The sequence below is a fragment of the Lysinibacillus sp. TE18511 genome (assembly GCF_054062295.1).
In genome coordinates this window covers 1-20,244 of the sequence record NZ_JBSSFD010000014.1, presented here as the reverse complement: position 1 = coordinate 20,244, position 20,244 = coordinate 1, and the positions used below count along the sequence as shown (strand labels likewise).

Below are 20,244 nucleotides of genomic sequence, written 5' to 3'. Positions count from 1 at the left end.
GTTTTGGTGAAGAACCATTAATTTGGAAAATTATTCAATCTAAGGTACTTAACTGAAACTAAGCCTTAGATGTGTACGCAACGATACTGCGGAATTTAAGCCTTTGGAGAGTCATACCTAAATGGCAGTAGCTTCGGCGAAACCAGACTCGGAGAATAAGGAAGACACAAAAACGAAAGTCAAAAGATATAAGTTGTGTCACAGTAGAGATGTCTACATTTTTTTAAGAAATGTATATGTTTTTCGTATCGGAAAAGCAAAGAGCAAAGATTGCGCTTGTTGATAATATTTATGCATATGGAAGACAATCCACAAACCGAATTACAGAGGAGACGAGAAAAGAACCGCAGACAAAGAAGGGGAAAATTCGTTTAGCAATGGAAAATAAATTGAAGGAAAGTAATATACCATCGTTAATCGTTCATTTGCCTGATTTATATGGACCGAATGCAGAGAATACAATACTCTATGAAACGTTAAAAAACGTTGCACAAGGTAAAAAAGCTAATTTTGTAGGAAATATGCAGGTGAAAAGGGAATTTCTTTATACAGTTGATGGGGCAAAGGCTATGGTTGAGCTTGCTTTACGAGATAACACATATAATCAGAATTGGAACGTGCCAGCTGTTCATACAATTACAGGGGAAGAACTAGTAAAAATTTTACGTGACATCACAGGCTACAAAAAAGGTATTCGTACAGTCTCTAAAGGGATGATTCGTCTTATCGGAATATTTTCTCCTTCTATGAAAGAAGTGGTTGAAATATTGTATTTAACAGAAAAACCGGTCATTTTAAGCGGGGAAAAATACGAAAAGGAAATAGGCACGTTACCACGTACTTCATATAGAGTAGGGCTAGAAGAAACGATTATATGGATGAACAAGAGGGCATTAAAATAGAAGTACTTTTAAAAATCATAACAAAAATCCGCATAGACTTCTGTTGGGAGAAACTTACCCACAAAAAGTATAGCGGATTTTTGTGATCAGAAAGAAGAATATTATTGCTTAGTTTTTCTTATAACTGAAATTTTTGAATGATATTGCGAAGTTGCTGTGCCATCTCAGCTAAATTATTGGACGACGCAGTAATCTCTTCAATACTTGCTGATTGTTCTTCAGAAGCAGCTGCTACATTTTGAATGTTTCCAGATGCTTGAACGGCTACTACACCAACCTCCTCTACAGAAATGGCAATGCTATTAACGCCTTCGTTCATTGTAGTAATGATGTTATTAACTTGATCCATTTCTTGAGTGAGTTCAGTAATATGTGCATTGATTTCTTTAAAAGCTTCACCTGATGCATTAAAAGTAGTAGAGCTTTCAGCCAGATTATTACTGCTTATTGCCATTGATTTTACGGCTTGGGCAGACTCTTCCTTAATCGTTTCAATACGTGTTCGAATACTATTTGTCGCTGCTAACGATTGGTCTGCGAGTTTGCGAACTTCATCAGCTACAACCGCGAAGCCTTTACCATGCTCACCAGCACGAGCCGCTTCAATCGATGCATTTAAAGCAAGTAAATTTGTTTGATCAGTAATTTCATTAATTAATGTCACGATGTCACCGATCTCATTTGTGTATGTGCTTAAACGTTCCACAACTACCGAAGTTTCTTGAATTGCATCAGATGTTACAGCCATCTTTTCAGTAGCATTTTGAATCGTCGAATTACCTTTCTCTGAAATAGAAGATGCACTAAATGCCTTAGTAGTGACATCATTAACGCTCGTTACAACTTCTGACATCTTTGTAGAGATTGTTGTAATATGATGTTCTACTTCTTCAATAGAGGAAGTTTGTTTTTCTGATCCCGCAGCTACTTCTTGCATAGAAGAAGTAATTTGTTGAATAGATGCACTTGTTTGCTCAGAGCTTGCTGTTAACTCTTCAGACATAGCAGCTACTTGCTCAGCATTTTCAGCAATTTGCTGAATAAGCGAGCGTAAGTCTGCAGTCATATTTTCAATGCCTTCAGAAAGCTGTGCAATTTCATGAGAACCCTGAATATGAAGTGGTTCCACGGCTAAGTCTCCTTTTGCCACTTTACTAACATAACCAGTCATATTTTTAATTGGTTTTATTATGCTTTTACTAATGATATAAGCCACGATAACACCAAATATCACAAAAATTAAGGTCATAACGATACAAATCCAAATAGCCTGTGTTTGAAGTTTAGAAATGAAGGCAGCGTCCATATCTATACCAAAAAGCATATCAGTATCTTTAAATGGTATAAAAATCGATTTATGAATACCGTATTCATCTTTATAAATTCCACTAAATTTAACGGTTTCAGAATCTAACGCTTCACGCATTTCTTTACTAAAAACATAGTCCTCTTGTTGATTATCTTCATTGCTTAATGCAACAATATGTTCCTTACCATTTGCACGTGAAAGGACGTAGGCATTTTCAATATTAAACTTTTTAAGTGTTTCATTTAATTGATTTAATAGTTCTTCATTTTTATCCTTATCACCGTCATCTGCAGCTTTGACGTCGTTTATGTCTATATCTTCAAAAATAGTTTTAGAAATAACATCTAAAGATGACTCAAATTGTGTAATAACGAAATTATTGATAATTTGATTAGACGCAATAAATAATACGACGCTAAATAAAATTGAAATAATAGTAATTGGAATAGTAAAGCTAGCAATATATTTATAGAGTAAAGAACTCTTTAGCTTAGTTACTATATTCAACTTTAGCATCCTCCAAAACTTTCAACTTTTGTTGTAAGAAATGAATCATATCACCAATATGCTCCGTCTCAGTATAAGGAGAAATAGAGAAGAATTTTGCAGCAGCGACTGGCATTTGTTGTTTTGTATCACTAGTGATAACAGTACAAACTCGTGTTGTATCACCGAAAAATACTTCGTCGCGACCTTCACCAATAATTTCAAATAAAGAAGCGTTAATTCCATTAATATACTCAATCTGATCTTGTGTATAGCTACCAGACTGTTCAGATTTCCAATTAAAGCCTTCAGGATACATACGGAATGCTGTGACTGGTCCGATATTAGATTCATTTACTACTTGTAACATAGGCGTTTTTTCCGCTAATTGCGCACGGAACGCTAAATTCACACGTACATAATTCGCTAATATTTGTTGGTAGCCTTCTTTACCAAAGGCCTGTAATGCAGCGTAAATAGCAATTGAACTACCCATACGAGAGCACTCTAATGTATAGCCTGTGTGATAAGAACCATAGCCTCGATTGCCTACATAAGGTGTGTCGAAGTCCTCAATATCTAACAGCTGTAAATGTTTCCCTTCTTTAATTAAGAATAAGCTAGTCAAATAAGGTGTTTGACCAAGCTTTTGGAAGTCAAAGCAAAGGCTATCAGCAATAGGCAGATATTGCATACGTTCTTTAATTTGTTCTAATCCTTGTAAAACATCAGACTCGAACTGAAGTGGATTTGCCTTAAAATCATAATCATTGAAAAAGGCATAAAAACCACCTAAAGCTGAATCAGCATGAATATGTATTGGTTTTAAGGAATATTTTTGCTCAAGGTTAGTTGTAACGTTTTTGATAGCTTGTACATCATCGATGGCAAATTGATCTGTAGCACCAGTTGTAGCAACTACATACACTGGGATGCCACCGTTTTCTATAACCTCCGTCATACGAGCTTGTAAGTCTTCAATATCCATTGAATGATCTTTTCCAGCTTTAACACGAATTAAATGTTTACTACCGATGCCCACTGCTTCAATTGATTTTAATAAGCTGTAATGCGCATTTTCTGAAGCGAAGCAATATAAATTATTTGGTACGCCATCTTCCTTTGCGTTAGGGAATTGTTTAGCGATAGCAAGACGTAGACCACTGAAAACAGCCCCTTGTCCTCCCCATGTTGTGTAGCCAAAGCTTTGCGTATAGTCGTAGCCAACTAACTTCGACATCATTGCTACAACCTTTACCTCACATTCTGCGGCAGCTGGTCCGTATACATCCCATAGATTGTTACCGTTAAGTAAGGCACTTGTAAATTGACCTAAAATACCAGGAATGCTGGCCATTGGTAAAACATTTGTTACAAAGTTGCGTGTATGGTAAGGATGTCCTTGCATCAATTGTGTTAATCCATCCACAACCTGATCAAGTCCTACACCTGAAGTTGGTACTTGATTATCTTGCATTAGCTCTTTATAGAAATTGTCAGAACGCTCTTTCATCGGTCCAAGAGTTGTTGTTTTTGGATTCTTTAACTCATCTAATGATGAAACAATTTTCTCTAACAGAGATAAAAAATTCTCTCTTTGTTCGATATTTCCGTCTTCGCTTTGGAATAATTGTTGGATTTTTTTCATATTCATCATCCTTTATAGTTCATATTTCCTCTATTTTTCATCTTGTGAAAATAGGTCGTTTTGCTAAAAATATAATAACATATTATAACAGAAAATGAATTTATATTTTCTTGAAAAATTAATTTTCGACATTTTTAAATAATCTAATTAATTGAAAAGGGAGGTTTGCTAATAGGATATTTGTACAAAGGTTGTATTGAAGAGGGTTTTTATGACAATAATGAGAGAATTATTGTAAAAATTAGTGATTGTTAAGCATTGTGGAGAAATAAATACTTAATGATAAATACTATGTCTTGAATAATTTTTGATTTAACAATAAAGTGAAAGTTTTAATACTTTATGACTATTGGAGAGAGAACTACTTTAGTCAAAACAGAATCTGCATAGATGCAAATTCTGTTCTATGGTCGCTTTATTCGAATTATTGCAATAGCATTCTCCAAAATCACATAAAGTTTTTTCTTGTTCCGCATACCAATAATTTTTTCAACGATAAACCATACTATTTATTGAGGTGAAAAAATGTATAAATTGCTATCACATAATGATTTAGATGGCGTAGGTTGCGGAATTTTAGCCAAGCTAGCTTTTCATGATCAAGTAAAAGTAAGATACAATTCAATTGCGTCGCTTGACCGAGAGATTGAGTACTTTTTAGACAATAACCAGCAAGATACTTATTTATTTATTACCGATTTATCTCCGAATGAGAAAAATGAAAAAAGATTGAATGATTATTATAACGCAACTGGCAATGTTCAACTGCTTGATCATCATAAAACAGCTCACCATTTGAACGAGTATGAATGGGGTAAAGTATTAGTAGAAGATGAAAACGGATATTTAACATCAGCAACATCCTTATTTTATCAGTATCTTATCACACAGGGGTTAATAGAAAAAACGAATTCCATCACAGAATTTGTAGAGTTAGTTAGACAATACGATACATGGGAATGGGAAAAGAATGAAAATCACCAAGCACATCGATTAAATACTCTTTTTTATTTGGTGTCCATCGAGGAATTTGAAGAAAAAATGCTTGAACGTTTAAAATCAAGTGAGCAGTTTGACTTTGATGAATTTGAAAAGAAAATTTTAAACATGGAAGAAGAGAAAATAAAACGTTACATCCGCCGGAAAAAAAGGGAACTAGTGCAAACAGCTATGGGAGAGTTCTTTACAGGCGTGGTTTATGCAGAATCTTATCATTCCGAGCTTGGTAATGAATTAGGAAAAGAAAATGCACACCTTGATTTTATAGCTATCTTAAATATGGGAGGCAAAAAGATTTCCTTTCGAACGATTCATGATCATATAGATGTTTCGGCAATTGCAGGAGAATTTGGAGGAGGCGGCCATCAAAAAGCGGCTGGTTGTTCTTTAACAGATGAAGCTTATCAGCAGTACGTGGCACAAACATTTCATATAGAACCAATACCAGAGGATGCGAAACGAAATCGCTATAATTTAAGGTTTTCTTCTTTTGGGACATTGTATAAAAACCTCAAGGAAGAAATTTTCCTCCTATATTCAATAAGTGATTTTGATTGGGTAATTGAAAAAAATAAACGTCCATTAGATCAAATCTTTACAAGCTTTTATGAAGCGGAATGGTTTTTAAAAAGAAATTATCAAGCATGGTTAGTGAAAGATGAGGTATTTGTAGATTATTTAATGGAAGAGGCTAAAAAGATTCGACATCAAGAGTAAGGGATATAGATTATTCCTTTCATAGTGTTATTGTGTGAATGAAATTATTAAGATGTCATACAAAGCATGTTGAAAAATAAAATGGTCAAGGAAATCTTTGTGGTTGTTGCAATACTTTAAATGAGGGTAATTTCTGTTTCAGACCATACTTTCATGTGAGCAAGCGTCAAACCGATTTCTTCGCTTGCGTTGTTGCTTTCGCACAGACAAAAGCATGTTATTGCTGACGCTTCGCTTTCGCGCAAAAACACATCTTGTTGAAGTTTTGTTTTATCACTAGTGACATTTTTGCCCAAGAGTTAACACATTAAAGGAATATTAATTATTCCTTTAGATACATAGTGAAATCCGTCATGCCTTGACATTGTTAGAGGTTATATAATGTTCAACTGAAAACTACAATAAATAAAAAGCATTTGTGTAGACATACTTTCTTAAAATGAGGTGTACATGATGTCCAATGATTTGATAATCGAGGGTCAGCCTAAGGAAAATCGAGGACGTAAAGCATGGTTTATTGTAGTCTTGCTTTTATTGGTAGTTACTTGTGTATTTGTTTTTTATTTTTTGTTTAATAAGGAATTGAATTTCGAAACCTACAAAACAGTTGTTGGTAAAACTACTGAAAATAAACTCGGACGTTTAACATTAAATGAAATAATAATTGACGATAATCAGATCTTATTGAATGCTACCTTTAAGCCAGTAAAGGATGTACATTTTGATGATCAAATTTATCTCTTTCCACAGGTTTTTGTGAATGGGAAAGAATTCACGGTTAGAAATGGAGGACAGTCCATCGCACAATCCGATAAGACTTTTACTATCTATAGTAGTGTGAAATTGAGTGAACTACCAAAGGACAAAATATTAAATTTAGATATTCGCTATAACGACTGGAACGGAGAAAAAAAGATTGACGAGCCGTGGGAATTTCAAGTGGAGGCTTCACAAAAGCAATTACAAGAAGATAGGAAGACTTTCCCTGTTGCGAAAAAAGTGAAGCTATTAGATGGTCAAGAGATAACGATCGAGGAGGTTATTTCTACACCAATATCAACAACGATTTACTTTCATTCTGAGAATAGCCTTTTAAATGAAGCGATACATTTTAAAATCCAATCAGCATCAGGGGAATCTTGGGACTTTAACACTACGTATCCTTTAAACGAAGATTATACGAAGTGGGGTGTTCGCCTCGATACAGTATATTTAACGGGGAAGGGCTATGAGCTAATTCCTGTTGCTGTAGATGGAAGTGAACTCGGTTCTGCTGTTAAGATTAGGGAAAAATAACTATCCTTGATTAACCGTAATTAAAAACTTTCAGGCGTGTTGATTAGGAAAAAATAGGTTTACTATTGAGCGATAAAAGGATTTTTTTGTTGCTATTTTGCTAATATATCCCTATTTTAACTGATTGTAGCCCGTAGCAGAAATCAGAGTCTTTTAATTAATATGGATAATCGACATACCTAAAAAAATTTACAATATCTTAATCCAAGAGGAGGATTACCCAGCGTAATATAAATATAGATGATATGGAAAGTAGTTGAAGATATTGCGTAGGTTATGGGAAATTTTTTTAGTTTCGCTTAAATTAGGTTGTACATCCTTTGGGGGTCCCACTGCACATTTAGGGTATTTTCAAAATGAATATGTTCAAAAGCGTAAATGGTTATCTGATCATGACTACAGTCAGCTTGTTGCACTCAGTCAATTTTTACCCGGACCAGCATCGAGCCAGGTAGGGATGGGTATCGGCTTATTAAGAGGCGGGATTTTTGGTAGTATTGTGTCATTTCTTGGTTTTACATTACCGTCAGTTTTGCTGCTTATGGCATTTGCCTATTTTTCTACACGGACTGAGTTGGAGATGGGTTGGGTTCACGGCTTAAAATTAGTAGCGGTTGCGATTGTTGCACAAGCTATTTTTGATATGTCAAAAAAATTAATCCTTAGTATTCGCCATTTTATAATCGCTTTGTTAGCACTTGTAGTGGTGCTTTTATGGATGCATCCACTTGCACAGGTAACTGCTATTTTCGTTGCTTCTGTCATAGGCTATCAATTTTTTAAGAAAACCGCTGAAAGGGATGGCTTAAAAGAAGCGGTTATACCTATTTCAAAAACGACTGGTGTATGTTTTTTAGCGCTGTTTGTCATATTGCTTGTTGGTTTACCAGTTGCTAGCCCATTTATTCAATATGAATGGTTTGCGATGATTGAAAAGTTTTATCTATCAGGTGCATTAGTGTTTGGTGGAGGTCATGTCGTGTTGCCTTTACTAGAGGCACAGTTTGTTCAAAGTGGATTAATGAGTTCTTCGGATTTTTTAGCAGGCTACGGAATGACACAGGCGGTCCCTGGCCCATTATTTACGTTTGCCTCCTATATAGGTATGGTCATTGCTGGAGTACCAGGGGCCATCATAGCAACAGTAGCCATTTTTTTACCGGCTTTTTTACTAATAGTGGGGGCAATGCCTTTTTGGCTTGCACTTAACCGTATCGTTGGATTAAGAGGGGCGATGGCTGGAGCAAATGCTGCGGTTGTTGGGATTTTAGCTGCTGCTTTTATTCATCCTATTGTAACGCAGACAATTCAAAATGGACTAGACATACTTATAGCTTCAGTATTTTTATTGCTTTTAATACGCTGGAGAATTCCACCTTATTTACTTGTGCTAATAGGTGTTGTAGTAGGCGTTATTTTTAACTAAGCTCAATGTAATTATAGTTGCATCGAATAGCTTACTTCCGTAAAGGCTCAATGTCGAGATACTAGTGCACGAGTGCTTGCTATTGAAATTATGAATCAGTCTCAAACATTAGATTTTTATTACACAATCAAAGCACTTTGATAGTAGTAACTTATTGCCAACGAACATACAAGCGTATTCGACCTTAACAATCGAATACGCTTATTCATTTGAAAAAAATTAATAATTTCAAAGGAATACATAGCCGAAAAATTCAGTGACCTTGGCGTAATTGGGCTATCGCTTCGTTAAACTTGTGCATTTGAATCTATTTTACGTAATTCAGTGTAATTTCCTCGACGGTTATAGTTATGCTGATTTAAATATCAAGTTCATATTTACTCATTAGTAACGAGTTAAGCCTCCGCCGATTCCGGACGCAATTATGCCGAGGCATAATTGATTCGGCATTCTAAATGGTTTGATTCATAGCGTTCTCTTGAGTGTTTGTTTATAATGAGGAAATGGAAAAAGACTTAACGAGAAAGAAGGGATAGCTATGGCACGAGGTGTTTACATTCATATTCCTTTTTGTCATCAAATTTGTAACTATTGCGATTTCAATAAATTTTATTTTAAAAATCAACCTGTGGATGAATATATAGAAGCGCTGGGCAAGGAGATGGAGCTTGCTACAAAAAAATATCCCGAGAGCTTTAAACAAATCGAAACGATATTTCTTGGAGGCGGTACACCAACAGCCTTATCGCCTCAACAATTAGTGAAACTTCTTGAGCTTATTCGTACGTATATTCCGATGAGCAGTGTGACAGAATTTACATCAGAGGCCAATCCGGACGAGCTGTCAGAGGCAAAAATGCGGGCATTGTTTGATGGTGGTGTAAATCGCTTAAGTATGGGTGTGCAATCTTTTGATCAAGAGTTGTTAAAGAAAATTGGTCGTACACATAGCAACAAGCACGTCTATGAAACAATTGCCTTGGCTAAAAAGGTTGGTTTCAGAAATATTAGTCTAGATTTAATGTATGGTTTGCCGGGGCAGACGATGGCTCAATGGAAGGATACCTTAGAAAAAGCATTTGCACTTGATTTACCACATTTTTCAGCGTATTCACTAATCGTGGAGCCAAAAACGATTTTTTATAATCAATACACAAAAGGTAAGCTACATTTACCGACTGAAGATCTTGAAGCGGATATGTATGATGTGCTGATGAACCAGATGGAGGCACATGGACTTCAACAATACGAAATTAGCAATTTTGCACAAGCTGGTTTCAGTTCTAAACATAACAAAATTTACTGGGAAAACGATGAGTATGCAGGCTTTGGTGCTGGTGCCCATGGATATCTAGCTGGTGTGCGTTATTCAAACCATGGACCGTTGAAAAAGTATATGGAGACAGTGAATGCAGGGGAACTACCAATTATGTATGAACATGTTGTAACTGAGAATGAGAAACGAGAAGAGCAAATGTTTTTAGGTTTGCGTAAAATAGAAGGAATTACACACACTATATATGAAGAAAAATTTAAGGAATCGATGCATGTGCGTTACCGACATGTCATTGAAAAACTAGTTTCAGAAGGTCTTTTGGAAGATGATCCAAAAGGAATTCGTCTTACGCGAAAAGGTCGTTTTGTAGGTAATGAAGTATTTCAACAATTTTTACTAGAAGATTGAGCGATATCGTTGACATAAAATGTGGGATTTGATAACTTATTAATAGTATTAGCACTCCTCTTGATTGAGTGCTAACAGAGGTGATAATCATGCTAACAAATCGGCAATTACAAATATTGCAAGCCATTGTAGACGACTTTATTATGTTTGCACAGCCGGTAGGTTCTCGCCAAATCTCCAAAAAGCAAGAGATTACATTTAGTCCAGCCACGATTCGAAATGAAATGGCGGATTTAGAGGAATTAGGCTTCTTAGAAAAAACGCACACTTCCTCTGGTCGAGTGCCTTCGGAAAAGGGTTATAGATTTTATGTAGATCATTTGTTGAACCCACAGGGCATTAATTCAAGGGACATTCAGCAAATCCAATCAATTTTCAACGATCGTTTAGTAGAAGTGGAGCATATTATCCGAAAGTCTGCCAATATTTTATCAGAGCTGACATCGTATACATCGATTCTTTTAGGACCTGATGTTCAACGACATCGTGTTAAACGATTTTCAATTGTGCCACTCTCTAGCGATACAGCAGTAGCGATTATCGTAACGAATAACGGACATGTTGAAAATCGGATGTTTAATTTACCGCCTAATTTTACCGCTTCTGAATTAGAGAAAATGGTTAATATCTTAAATGACCGCCTAGTTGGTGTGTCATTAGAGGATATTCATATAAAACTCGAAGCTGAAGTGCTAGCAGTATTACAGCAGCATGTTCGATCAGCGGATGATTTTGTTCACGCTCTCGTTACAGCGACGATGCATAATTCGGAAAGTAAAATTTACTATGGTGGTAAAACAAATATGTTCAACCAACCGGAATTCCACGATTTAAATAAAGTCCGAATGATTTTGGACTTAATGGAAACGACTAGCCAAGTGCAGTCGCTCTTCCATCCCAATGAATCGGGCATTCAAATTCGTATTGGCTCGGAAAATAAACAGTTAGAAATGGAAAACTGTAGTGTCATTACGACCACTTATTCTATTGGTGAAGACCAGCAGGGAGCTATAGCAATTATTGGTCCTACACGTATGGATTATAAACGTGTTGTTGCTTTACTAGACGTAATGCGCATGGATTTAACACTAGCCTTTACGAAGAACCGTAGTGATTGATAATGAGGAGGATTCAAGTGACGGAAACAACTGAAAACAAAGACCTTGTACAAGAAGAAAAGAATGTACATGCTGAAAATGAAGTAGAAGTAGGACAAGAAACTGAATTAACAATCGAAGAACAGTACGAAGCAAAGCTAGCTGAGTTACAAGCAAAGCTAGACGATGAGGAAAATCGTCATTTACGCTTACGTGCTGACTTCGATAATATACGTCGTCGCAGTCAACTTGATCGTGAGGCTGCTGAAAAGTACCGTGCTCAGAGCTTACTCTCAGATTTATTGCCGGTTATCGATAATTTTGAGCGTGCCTTACAAGTTGAAGCGACTTCAGAAGAAACTGCTTCTATCGTAAAAGGTATCGAAATGGTGTACCGCTCTCTAATAGAAGCGACTGAGAAGGAAGGCTTGCAAATTATTAAAGCAGAAGGTGAGCAATTTGATCCAAATGTTCACCAAGCTGTCATGCAGGAGCAAGATAGTGAAAAAGAAACGGGTGTTGTCTTACGCGAGCTTCAAAAAGGCTATATGTTAAAGGATCGTGTATTACGCCCAACAATGGTATCTGTAAACGAATAGTCATAGCACTATTTAGTCAATTACATTTAGTAGAAAACGCATCCTTTGCGTTTAATTAATAGGAGGAAATTTTAATGAGCAAAATTATTGGTATTGACTTAGGAACAACAAACTCTTGCGTTTCTGTACTTGAAGGTGGGGAACCGAAAGTAATTCCAAACCCAGAAGGAAACCGTACAACACCATCTGTTGTTGCATTTAAAAATGGTGAACGTCAAGTTGGTGAAGTAGCAAAACGTCAATCAGTAACAAACCCTAACACAATTATTTCTATTAAATCTAAAATGGGTACATCTGAAAAAGTTAAAGTGGAAGAAAATGAATATACTCCACAAGAAGTATCTGCAATGATTCTACAATACTTAAAAGGTTATGCGGAAGATTACTTAGGTGAAAAAGTAACAAAAGCGGTTATTACAGTACCTGCTTACTTCAATGACGCTCAACGTCAAGCTACAAAAGACGCTGGTAAAATCGCTGGTCTAGAAGTAGAGCGTATTATCAACGAACCAACAGCTGCTGCACTTGCTTATGGTTTAGACAAACAAGATCAAGATCAAAAAGTATTAGTATTTGACCTTGGTGGTGGTACATTTGACGTATCTATTCTTGAATTAGGTGACGGAGTATTTGAAGTATTAGCAACAGCTGGTGATAACAAACTAGGTGGGGACGATTTCGACGATGCTATCATCGAGTATCTTGTAGCAGAATTCAAAAAAGAAAATGGCATTGACCTTTCAAAAGATAAAATGGCTATGCAACGTCTAAAAGATGCAGCTGAAAAAGCGAAAAAAGATTTATCTGGTGTAACATCTACTCAAATTTCTTTACCATTCATCACTGCTGGTGAAGCGGGTCCATTACACTTAGAAATTTCTTTAACTCGTGCAAAATTTGACGAAATTACATTACCATTAGTAAACCGTACAGTAGGTCCAGTACGTCAAGCATTATCTGATGCAGGTCTATCAACATCTGAACTTGACCAAGTAATCTTAGTTGGTGGTTCTACTCGTATTCCAGCTGTACAAGAAGCTGTACGTAAAGAAACTAATAAAGAGCCACACCGCGGTGTAAACCCTGACGAAGTTGTAGCAATGGGTGCTGCTGTTCAAGGCGGCGTATTAACTGGTGATGTAAAAGACGTAGTTTTACTTGACGTAACTCCACTTTCATTAGGTATCGAAACTATGGGTGGCGTATTCACAAAATTAATTGACCGTAACACTACGATCCCAACTTCTAAATCACAAGTATTCTCAACTGCAGCTGACAACCAACCAGCAGTAGATATTCACGTACTGCAAGGTGAACGTTCAATGGCAGCAGACAACAAAACATTAGGTCGCTTCCAATTATCGGATATTCCACCAGCACCACGTGGTGTACCACAAATCGAAGTAACTTTCGATATTGATAAAAATGGTATCGTATCTGTTAAAGCGAAAGACCTTGGTACTAACAAAGAACAAACAATCGTTATTCAGTCTGATTCTGGTTTATCAGAGGAAGAAATTGAACGTATGGTAAAAGATGCTGAAGCAAATGCTGATGCAGATTCTAAACGTAAAGAAGAAGCTGATCTTCGCAACGAAGCAGACCAATTAGTGTTCCAAGTTGACAAAACAATTGCTGACTTAGGCGAACAAATTTCAGAAGACGAGAAAAAATCTGTTGAAGATGCTCGTGATGAACTGAAAAAAGCGTTAGAAGCTGGCGAATTAGAAGGCATTAAATCTGCTAAAGAAAAACTAGAAGGCGTATTACAGCCATTAGTAATGAAAGTATATGAACAAGCTGCAGCAGCTGCTCAAGCAGCTCAAGGTGGCGATGCAGGTGCAGATGCTGGCGCTGGTAAAAAAGACGATATCGTTGACGCTGACTTTGAAGAAGTAAAAGACGATAAATAATAGTAAGTAACACAGTTAAGTGAAGAAGCCAAAGACCGCTTGCGGCTTTGGCTTTTCTCTATATTATTAGGTATAACCTACAAACATTTAATCGTTAAGTTGCATATGTTAACTGCGAGAAAAGTGAAAAAACATATATGCAACATTTTTAATGAATATTTAACAATAAAAATAGAGGCAGTTTTTTTAACTGCATGATACAATAGATTTTATGCAAAAAGAGCGGAGTGTGAATCATGGATAAACGCGATTACTACGAGGTGCTTGGTTTAACGAAATCGGCTTCTAAAGATGAAATTAAAAAAGCCTACCGTAAATTATCAAAACAATACCATCCTGACCTTAATAAAGAGCCAGGTGCAGATGAAAAATTCAAAGAAATCGCTGAAGCTTATGAAGTATTAAGTGACGATCAAAAAAAGGCGCGCTATGATCAATTTGGTCACGAAGATCCAAATGCAGGCTTTGGTGGTGGCTTCGGAGGCGGCGGCTTTGGCGGCTTCGAGGATATTTTCAGTTCGTTCTTTGGTGGTGGCGGTCGCCGACAAGACCCGAATGCACCACGCAAAGGTGATGACTTACAATATCGTATGAATATTAAATTTGAGGAAGCGATTTTCGGGAAAGAAACAGAAATCGAAATTCCTAAAGATGAAGTATGTGATACTTGCCACGGTTCTGGTGCAAAACCAGGAACTAACCCTGAAACATGTTCAACATGTAAAGGTGCTGGTCAAGTGAATCAGGCAGTGGATACACCATTCGGCCGTATGATGAATCGTCGTGCTTGTTCGACATGTCAAGGTACAGGTAAAATCATTAAAGAAAAATGTTCATCTTGTCGTGGCGAAGGAAAAGTTCAACAACGTAAGAAAATCAAAGTAACAATCCCAGCGGGTGTTGATGATGGTCAGCAAATTCGTGTGTCTGGTCAAGGTGAACCAGGTATAAATGGAGGGCCAGCAGGAGATTTATATATTATGTTCCGCGTTCAAGGACACCAAGAGTTTGAACGTGATGGCGATGATATTTATTACGAACTGAGACTGACATTCCCTCAAGCAGCTCTTGGTGATGAAATTGAAGTTCCGACTGTTCACGGGAAAGTAAAATTACGAATTCCAGCGGGGACACAGTCAGGTGCGCAATTCCGTCTAAAAGACAAAGGTGTCAAAAATGTACATGGCTATGGCACAGGGAATCAATATGTAACAGTAAAAGTTGTAACGCCAGAAAAGTTAACAGAAAGACAAAAACAAATACTACGTGAATTTGCGGAAATTAGTGGCGATATTCCTGAAGAACAAGGAAGCTCACTTTTCGATAAATTTAAGAAAAAATTCCAAGGTGAATAATTAGAGGAGCTGAAGAGCTACGTGAAGTGGTCAGAATTATCCATTCATACAAAAAATGAAGCGGTAGAAGCAATTTCAAATATTTTGCATGAAGCTGGGGCAAGTGGTGTTGTTATCGAGGATTCTGCTGAATTTGCTAAGCCACGTGAAGATCAATATGGTGAGATTTATGCACTAAATGAAGCGGATTTTCCGAAAGATGGTGTTATTGTTAAGGCCTACTTATCAGAATCTAGTTTTTTAAATGAAACAGTCGAAGAAATTAAAGCGGCTATAACAAATCTAACGAACTTCAATATCGATATTGGTGAAAATGTTGTATCGATTGTGGAAGTAAACGAAGAAGACTGGGCAACAGCGTGGAAGCAATACTATCATCCTGTAAAAATTTCTGAACGCTTTACAATCGTACCAACATGGGAAGAATATGCACCAGTATCAACAGATGAATTAATAATTGAATTAGATCCTGGTATGGCCTTTGGTACGGGAACACACCCAACAACTGTTATGTGCTTACAAGGGCTTGAGAAGGTTGTAAAAGAGGGAGATACGGTTATCGATATCGGAACAGGGTCAGGTGTTCTATCAATTGGTGCAGCCTTATTAGGAGCTAAAAGCGTACACGCGCTTGATTTAGATGAAGTAGCTGTACGTTCAGCGCAAGAAAATATTGTGTTAAACAAAGTTGATGATAAAGTATCTGTATTCCATGGGAACTTACTGGATACAGTAAAGGAACCTGCAGATGTCGTTGTAGCCAATATTTTAGCTGAAATTATTATGTCCTTTACTGACGATGCATTTTCAATTGTTAAACCGGGCGGATTATATGTCACTTCAGGCATCATCGGCGCAAAACGTGATGATGTAAAAGCAACACTAGAAGCTTCAGGCTTTGTGATCGAAGAAGTATTACTAATGGAAGATTGGGTAGCTATCATTGCCCGTCGTCCACAATAAATTGACTGAGGAAGCGCCAAATCGTGAGCCGAGTGCTTGTGATTTGGCGTTTTCTCTTCTTGTTATAAAGGAGTGTTTAACATGCAGCGTTATTTTATTGAGACGACCATAGAGGAAGCGCGTATTAGCGGAGAAGATGCACGACATATTGAACGAGTAATGCGTATGAAAGAGGGCGACAAAATCGTGGTAGTTGCACAAAATATCGCCCATATTTGTACAATTACTGCCTTTGAAGAAGAAGAGGTACTTGTCCAATCTATAGGACAGACGATTCCTTCTCCTGAGTTACCTGTTCATGTAACCGTGGCATGTGGTTTGCCCAAGGGCGATAAATTAGAGCTTATTACACAAAAGGCAACAGAGCTTGGAATGTTTGCCCTACTGCCATTTGAAGCTGAGCGTTCCATCGTTAAATGGGATAAAAAGAAGGGCGCAAAAAAGCAAGAACGTTTGCAAAAAATTGCAAAAGAAGCAGCTGAACAATCACATCGTACACAGATCCCTGAAATTTATGAACCAATCTCTTTTAAACAGCTAGTAGAACAAATGGGCAATTTCGACGCAGTTTTTATAGCAGATGAAGAGGATGCAAAAGCAGAACTACGTACAAGGTTTGCGGAGAAGCTAAAAAACGTGCATGAGAAGAAGTCGAAATCAATTCTTATTATCTTCGGTCCAGAAGGTGGCATAGCAAGGAAAGAAGCAGATGCTCTGCTTCAAGCTGGTGCCCAAACGATGTCTTTAGGACCCAGAATATTACGAGCAGAAACAGCGCCGCTTTATGCACTGTCTGCAATATCTTATGAATTTGAATGAGATAGCTTTTAAACTTGTCAAATGAGGCTTTTCACACACTCAGCTGTGCAAGAGTAAACGTCAGTATAATTGAGTATAAATGCAGTTGTGACAAGCTTTAAAGAGATAGAAATCACCATAATACTGCTAATATAAGTAATCCTAACAATGTGAGCCGATTCAAAAACTTGAATCGGCTCTTTTTCATTGTAATACAAAAAACTAGTTAGAATAGGATAAATTAATAACAAGTGTAATTAGTGAATGTAGAATAGATTCAAATCTTCATTAATTGCTACAGGCTTATATACCAATTCTTTTCCTGAAATATCTAATATTCGTTTGTTTGAAATAGGTAAAATACCAATTACAATTTCAATAATAGCTTTGTGTATAGGTTTTGGATTCGGTCTTTACACTACGAGAAAATAAATAAAAGCATAAAATGGGAAAAGATAAGTCCCAGCGATCAGGCAAGGACCAAGTATTGGAAAGCTTTAAAACACAAGTAAAAAATTATAATAATTGATAGTAACAATTAGACCAGGTGCCGACAACGGTGAGTACCTGGCATTTTGTGTTCATTTTTATCTCTCAGCTCAAAAATCCCTTTTTTAAAAATAAAAAACTAGTATACACGTCTATTCATAGATTCAATTGCTGCATATTCTGGTATGGAGAGCTCTCAAAAAATACAAAATGAAATGAGGAGATTTTTTTTGAATAATCAATCAAATAATCAATCAAATGATCAAATCCTACCTTGCCCAGTAAGATCAACTGAACAAATACCATTAACTAGTGAAGTTACTCGAGTAGTCGCTACACCAGTTGTGCGTCCAATTATTAAAGTACCAGTTGTACTTGCAGAACCAACACTTCAAATAGTTGTGGAGTCGGATATTACGCTTACTCCTGCAGCAACTGAAATCAAAAGAGTGAAAAAAAATGTATTCCTAAATCAGATTAAACTAGTACCGGTTAGATTTGCACGTATTGATAACAGTGACTTTTTTAGAGTAACAAGGGCTAAATTATTTGTAGCAGGGCATATTCGCAAAAATATAGAGTATGCTGCAGCAGAATGTAATGGGGCACTTCGAGATAGAATTGCCGATGTTCCGTTTTCCGGTTTTGCAGACCTTACTTTCCCAGAAACTCCTGGGGGCCCTACTCCAATCTTAGGAATTTCCGAGTTTGCCGAAGTAAACTTCCTAAATGAAAAAACTCAAATGGATGCTCGATTGGATAAGGCATTCTTCCAAAATCTCGTTAAATACAATGAACAACCATTTGGCGAGTTAGTAGCTGCAAACTTCTTTGAACTTGATTTTTCACCAAATATGGCAAGACCTGAAGGTACTTTCTGCACATTGCGTGAAAAAATTGTACTAGATCTTACTGTGAAAGTAGTGCAAGTTCAACAAGTCCGCCTTGATGCTGGTGGTTCTGTAATAACTCCTAATCTTTCAGGATTGACTCCACCATCTATTGAACCTCCTTCTAATCCTTGTTAAATCTTTAGTTTTATAGAGGAGCAACGGAGATAAAAAAGGGCATTTCAAGGGGCCCTGAAAAAAATTCAATATTTAACTTGGTAGTTGAAAGCTCGGTTGAATCGAACTTTCAACTGCCTTTTTTGTTATAGATAACGATTAGAATTCACTTACACGTTGCCTTATTATAATATTCTTATATTGAAAATCTTACTAATAATTTCTTTTCTTTCGATGACTGAATTTTGGAGTAATGCACAATTTTTTACTATGTCAGTGCCTCTCAATTGTTACTAAGATTTGGAATGCTCTGTGACAAAAGTAAAAGTAAAGCATAAAATGGTTTTAATGATAAGTGCAACACTTAGTTCAAAATAAAAGTAGCTTATAATTTTGTTGTTTAAATTGTACTTGCTGACATTCGTAATATGGACATCTTTATGAGCTAAACACATCTACATATCTCCGGGTAAAAATAGAAAAGTGCTTGTTTTTAGGCATTAGTAAAAGCAATAAAAATGGGTTATTATGTGAGTTTTTCTTGAAGAAAACGAATTTTGATCATGTTTCCTAGAAGAACTCAAAAGTCTAAACGAAAAATCGATCAAGAAGATGTCTTAGTTGAAAAAAAGCGTAGGAATATTTTAAGAATTAACTGTTGCACTTTATTTCTTAAAACTTTATTACGAGGAGTGAATTAATGAAAACTCCATGGATTAACTATAGTGAGATGAAGGGAATTTCTTCTAAGCAAAAAGTTTTCATCATTTGTAAGAGTCAAATTAAGCCTCCCAAAAGACAAGATTATACATCTGAACTTAATTCTACATGTGAAATGTTAAATTCTCCTGATTCCGATTTTGTAAATGATCTCCTTGATATAGAAAAAGAAGATAAAAGCAGCCTTGTAGAGGGAGCGAATCTTGCAGTACATCTAGATTCCAATCGTGAACTGCTCATTGCTTCTGAAAATAAAATTGAGGATGAAGTGAATAATCTCCTTGAAAAAGAGGAGGCAGAAGGAACGAATCCTGTAGAAGAACAGGAACTAGCAACACATCTAGATTCCACTCGAGAACTGTTCATTGCTTCTGAAATTAAAATTGAGGATGGAATGAATGATTTTCTTAAAACAGAGGAGACAGAAGGAACCAATCCTATGGAAGAACAGGGTCTAGCAACACATCTAGATTCCAATCGTGAACTGCTCTTTCCTTCTGAAATTAAAATTGAGGATGAAATGGATGATCTTCTTAAAACAGAAGAGGTAGGTGAAACGAATCCTGTAGAAGAACAGGATTTAGTAGCACATCTAGATTTCACTCGTGAACTGCTCATTGCCTCTGAAAATAAAATTGAGGATGGAATGAATGATCCTCTTAAAACAGAAGAGGTAGGTGAAACGAATCCTGTAGAAGAACAGGATTTAGTAGCACATCTAGATTCCACTCGTGAACTGCCCATTGCCTCTGAAAATAAAATTGAGGATGGAATGAATGATCCTCTTAAAACAGAAGAGGTAGGTGAAACGAATCCTGTAGAAGAACAGGATTTAG

16 protein-coding genes are annotated in these 20,244 nt (G+C 36.5%); 13 read left to right on the top strand and 3 right to left on the bottom strand.

The annotated features are described in order from the left end of the window. The first annotated feature begins 236 nt into the window (after window positions 1-236). Window positions 237-902, top strand: a complete 666-nt coding sequence (locus ACVWXS_RS12270) for an NAD-dependent epimerase/dehydratase family protein (RefSeq protein WP_456958409.1) — start codon at window positions 237-239, stop codon at window positions 900-902. 118 nt (window positions 903-1,020) lie between these two features. Here the strand turns inward: ACVWXS_RS12270 and ACVWXS_RS12265 are convergent, their stop codons facing one another. Then, the gene (locus tag ACVWXS_RS12265; protein WP_456958408.1) at window positions 1,021-2,727 is read right to left on the bottom strand and encodes a methyl-accepting chemotaxis protein; all 1,707 of its coding nucleotides are present in this window, start codon (window positions 2,725-2,727) and stop codon (window positions 1,021-1,023) included. Next, window positions 2,702-4,345: a pyridoxal phosphate-dependent decarboxylase family protein gene (locus ACVWXS_RS12260; RefSeq protein WP_374965878.1), complete on the bottom strand. Its 1,644-nt coding sequence runs from the start codon at window positions 4,343-4,345 to the stop codon at window positions 2,702-2,704. Before ACVWXS_RS12260 ends, ACVWXS_RS12265 begins: the two co-directional genes overlap by 26 nt. Before the next feature lie 525 nt (window positions 4,346-4,870). On the opposite strand from ACVWXS_RS12260, the gene ACVWXS_RS12255 reads away from it, so the two are divergent. Further along, entirely contained in the window at window positions 4,871-6,061 is a 1,191-nt protein-coding gene (locus ACVWXS_RS12255) for a DHH family phosphoesterase (RefSeq protein WP_456958407.1), read from the top strand. A gap of 116 nt (window positions 6,062-6,177) precedes the next feature. Here the strand turns inward: ACVWXS_RS12255 and ACVWXS_RS12250 are convergent, their stop codons facing one another. Beyond that, complete coding sequence (locus tag ACVWXS_RS12250) at window positions 6,178-6,357, bottom strand: hypothetical protein (RefSeq protein ID WP_456958406.1); 180 nt, start codon at window positions 6,355-6,357, stop codon at window positions 6,178-6,180. Between the two features lie 157 nt (window positions 6,358-6,514). Between ACVWXS_RS12250 and ACVWXS_RS12245 the strand changes: the two genes are divergently transcribed. The 11 genes from ACVWXS_RS12245 to ACVWXS_RS12195 form a co-directional block, all read left to right on the top strand. Continuing rightward, on the top strand, window positions 6,515-7,357 hold the full coding sequence (locus ACVWXS_RS12245; protein WP_456958405.1) for a DUF4179 domain-containing protein: 843 nt from the start codon (window positions 6,515-6,517) through the stop codon (window positions 7,355-7,357). A 265-nt stretch (window positions 7,358-7,622) separates the two neighbouring features. Next, window positions 7,623-8,783 carry a chromate efflux transporter gene (chrA, locus tag ACVWXS_RS12240; protein WP_456958404.1) on the top strand — a complete coding sequence of 387 codons (1,161 nt, stop codon included), beginning with the start codon at window positions 7,623-7,625 and terminating at the stop codon, window positions 8,781-8,783. Between the two features lie 538 nt (window positions 8,784-9,321). Then, window positions 9,322-10,467, top strand: a complete 1,146-nt coding sequence (hemW, locus tag ACVWXS_RS12235; RefSeq protein ID WP_456958403.1) for a radical SAM family heme chaperone HemW — start codon at window positions 9,322-9,324, stop codon at window positions 10,465-10,467. 89 nt (window positions 10,468-10,556) lie between these two features. After that, entirely contained in the window at window positions 10,557-11,585 is a 1,029-nt protein-coding gene (hrcA, locus tag ACVWXS_RS12230) for a heat-inducible transcriptional repressor HrcA (protein WP_368635895.1), read from the top strand. Window positions 11,586-11,587: 2 nt separating this feature from the next. Then, window positions 11,588-12,163 (top strand): nucleotide exchange factor GrpE, encoded by a 576-nt coding sequence (gene grpE / locus ACVWXS_RS12225; protein WP_368635896.1) that lies wholly within the window; start codon window positions 11,588-11,590, stop codon window positions 12,161-12,163. A gap of 74 nt (window positions 12,164-12,237) precedes the next feature. Further along, a complete protein-coding gene (gene dnaK, locus ACVWXS_RS12220; RefSeq protein ID WP_368635897.1) occupies window positions 12,238-14,076 on the top strand; it encodes a molecular chaperone DnaK in 1,839 nt (612 codons plus the stop codon). Window positions 14,077-14,312: 236 nt separating this feature from the next. Further along, the gene (gene dnaJ, locus ACVWXS_RS12215) at window positions 14,313-15,431 is read left to right on the top strand and encodes a molecular chaperone DnaJ (RefSeq protein ID WP_374965885.1); all 1,119 of its coding nucleotides are present in this window, start codon (window positions 14,313-14,315) and stop codon (window positions 15,429-15,431) included. 21 nt (window positions 15,432-15,452) lie between these two features. Then, window positions 15,453-16,394, top strand: a complete 942-nt coding sequence (gene prmA / locus ACVWXS_RS12210; protein WP_368635899.1) for a 50S ribosomal protein L11 methyltransferase — start codon at window positions 15,453-15,455, stop codon at window positions 16,392-16,394. 81 nt (window positions 16,395-16,475) lie between these two features. Continuing rightward, entirely contained in the window at window positions 16,476-17,213 is a 738-nt protein-coding gene (locus ACVWXS_RS12205; protein ID WP_402990096.1) for a 16S rRNA (uracil(1498)-N(3))-methyltransferase, read from the top strand. 698 nt (window positions 17,214-17,911) lie between these two features. Then, complete coding sequence (locus tag ACVWXS_RS12200) at window positions 17,912-18,709, top strand: CsxC family protein (RefSeq protein ID WP_456958402.1); 798 nt, start codon at window positions 17,912-17,914, stop codon at window positions 18,707-18,709. 679 nt (window positions 18,710-19,388) lie between these two features. After that, the coding region (locus ACVWXS_RS12195) for a hypothetical protein (protein WP_456958401.1) at window positions 19,389-20,244 on the top strand (856 nt) is incomplete at its 3' end.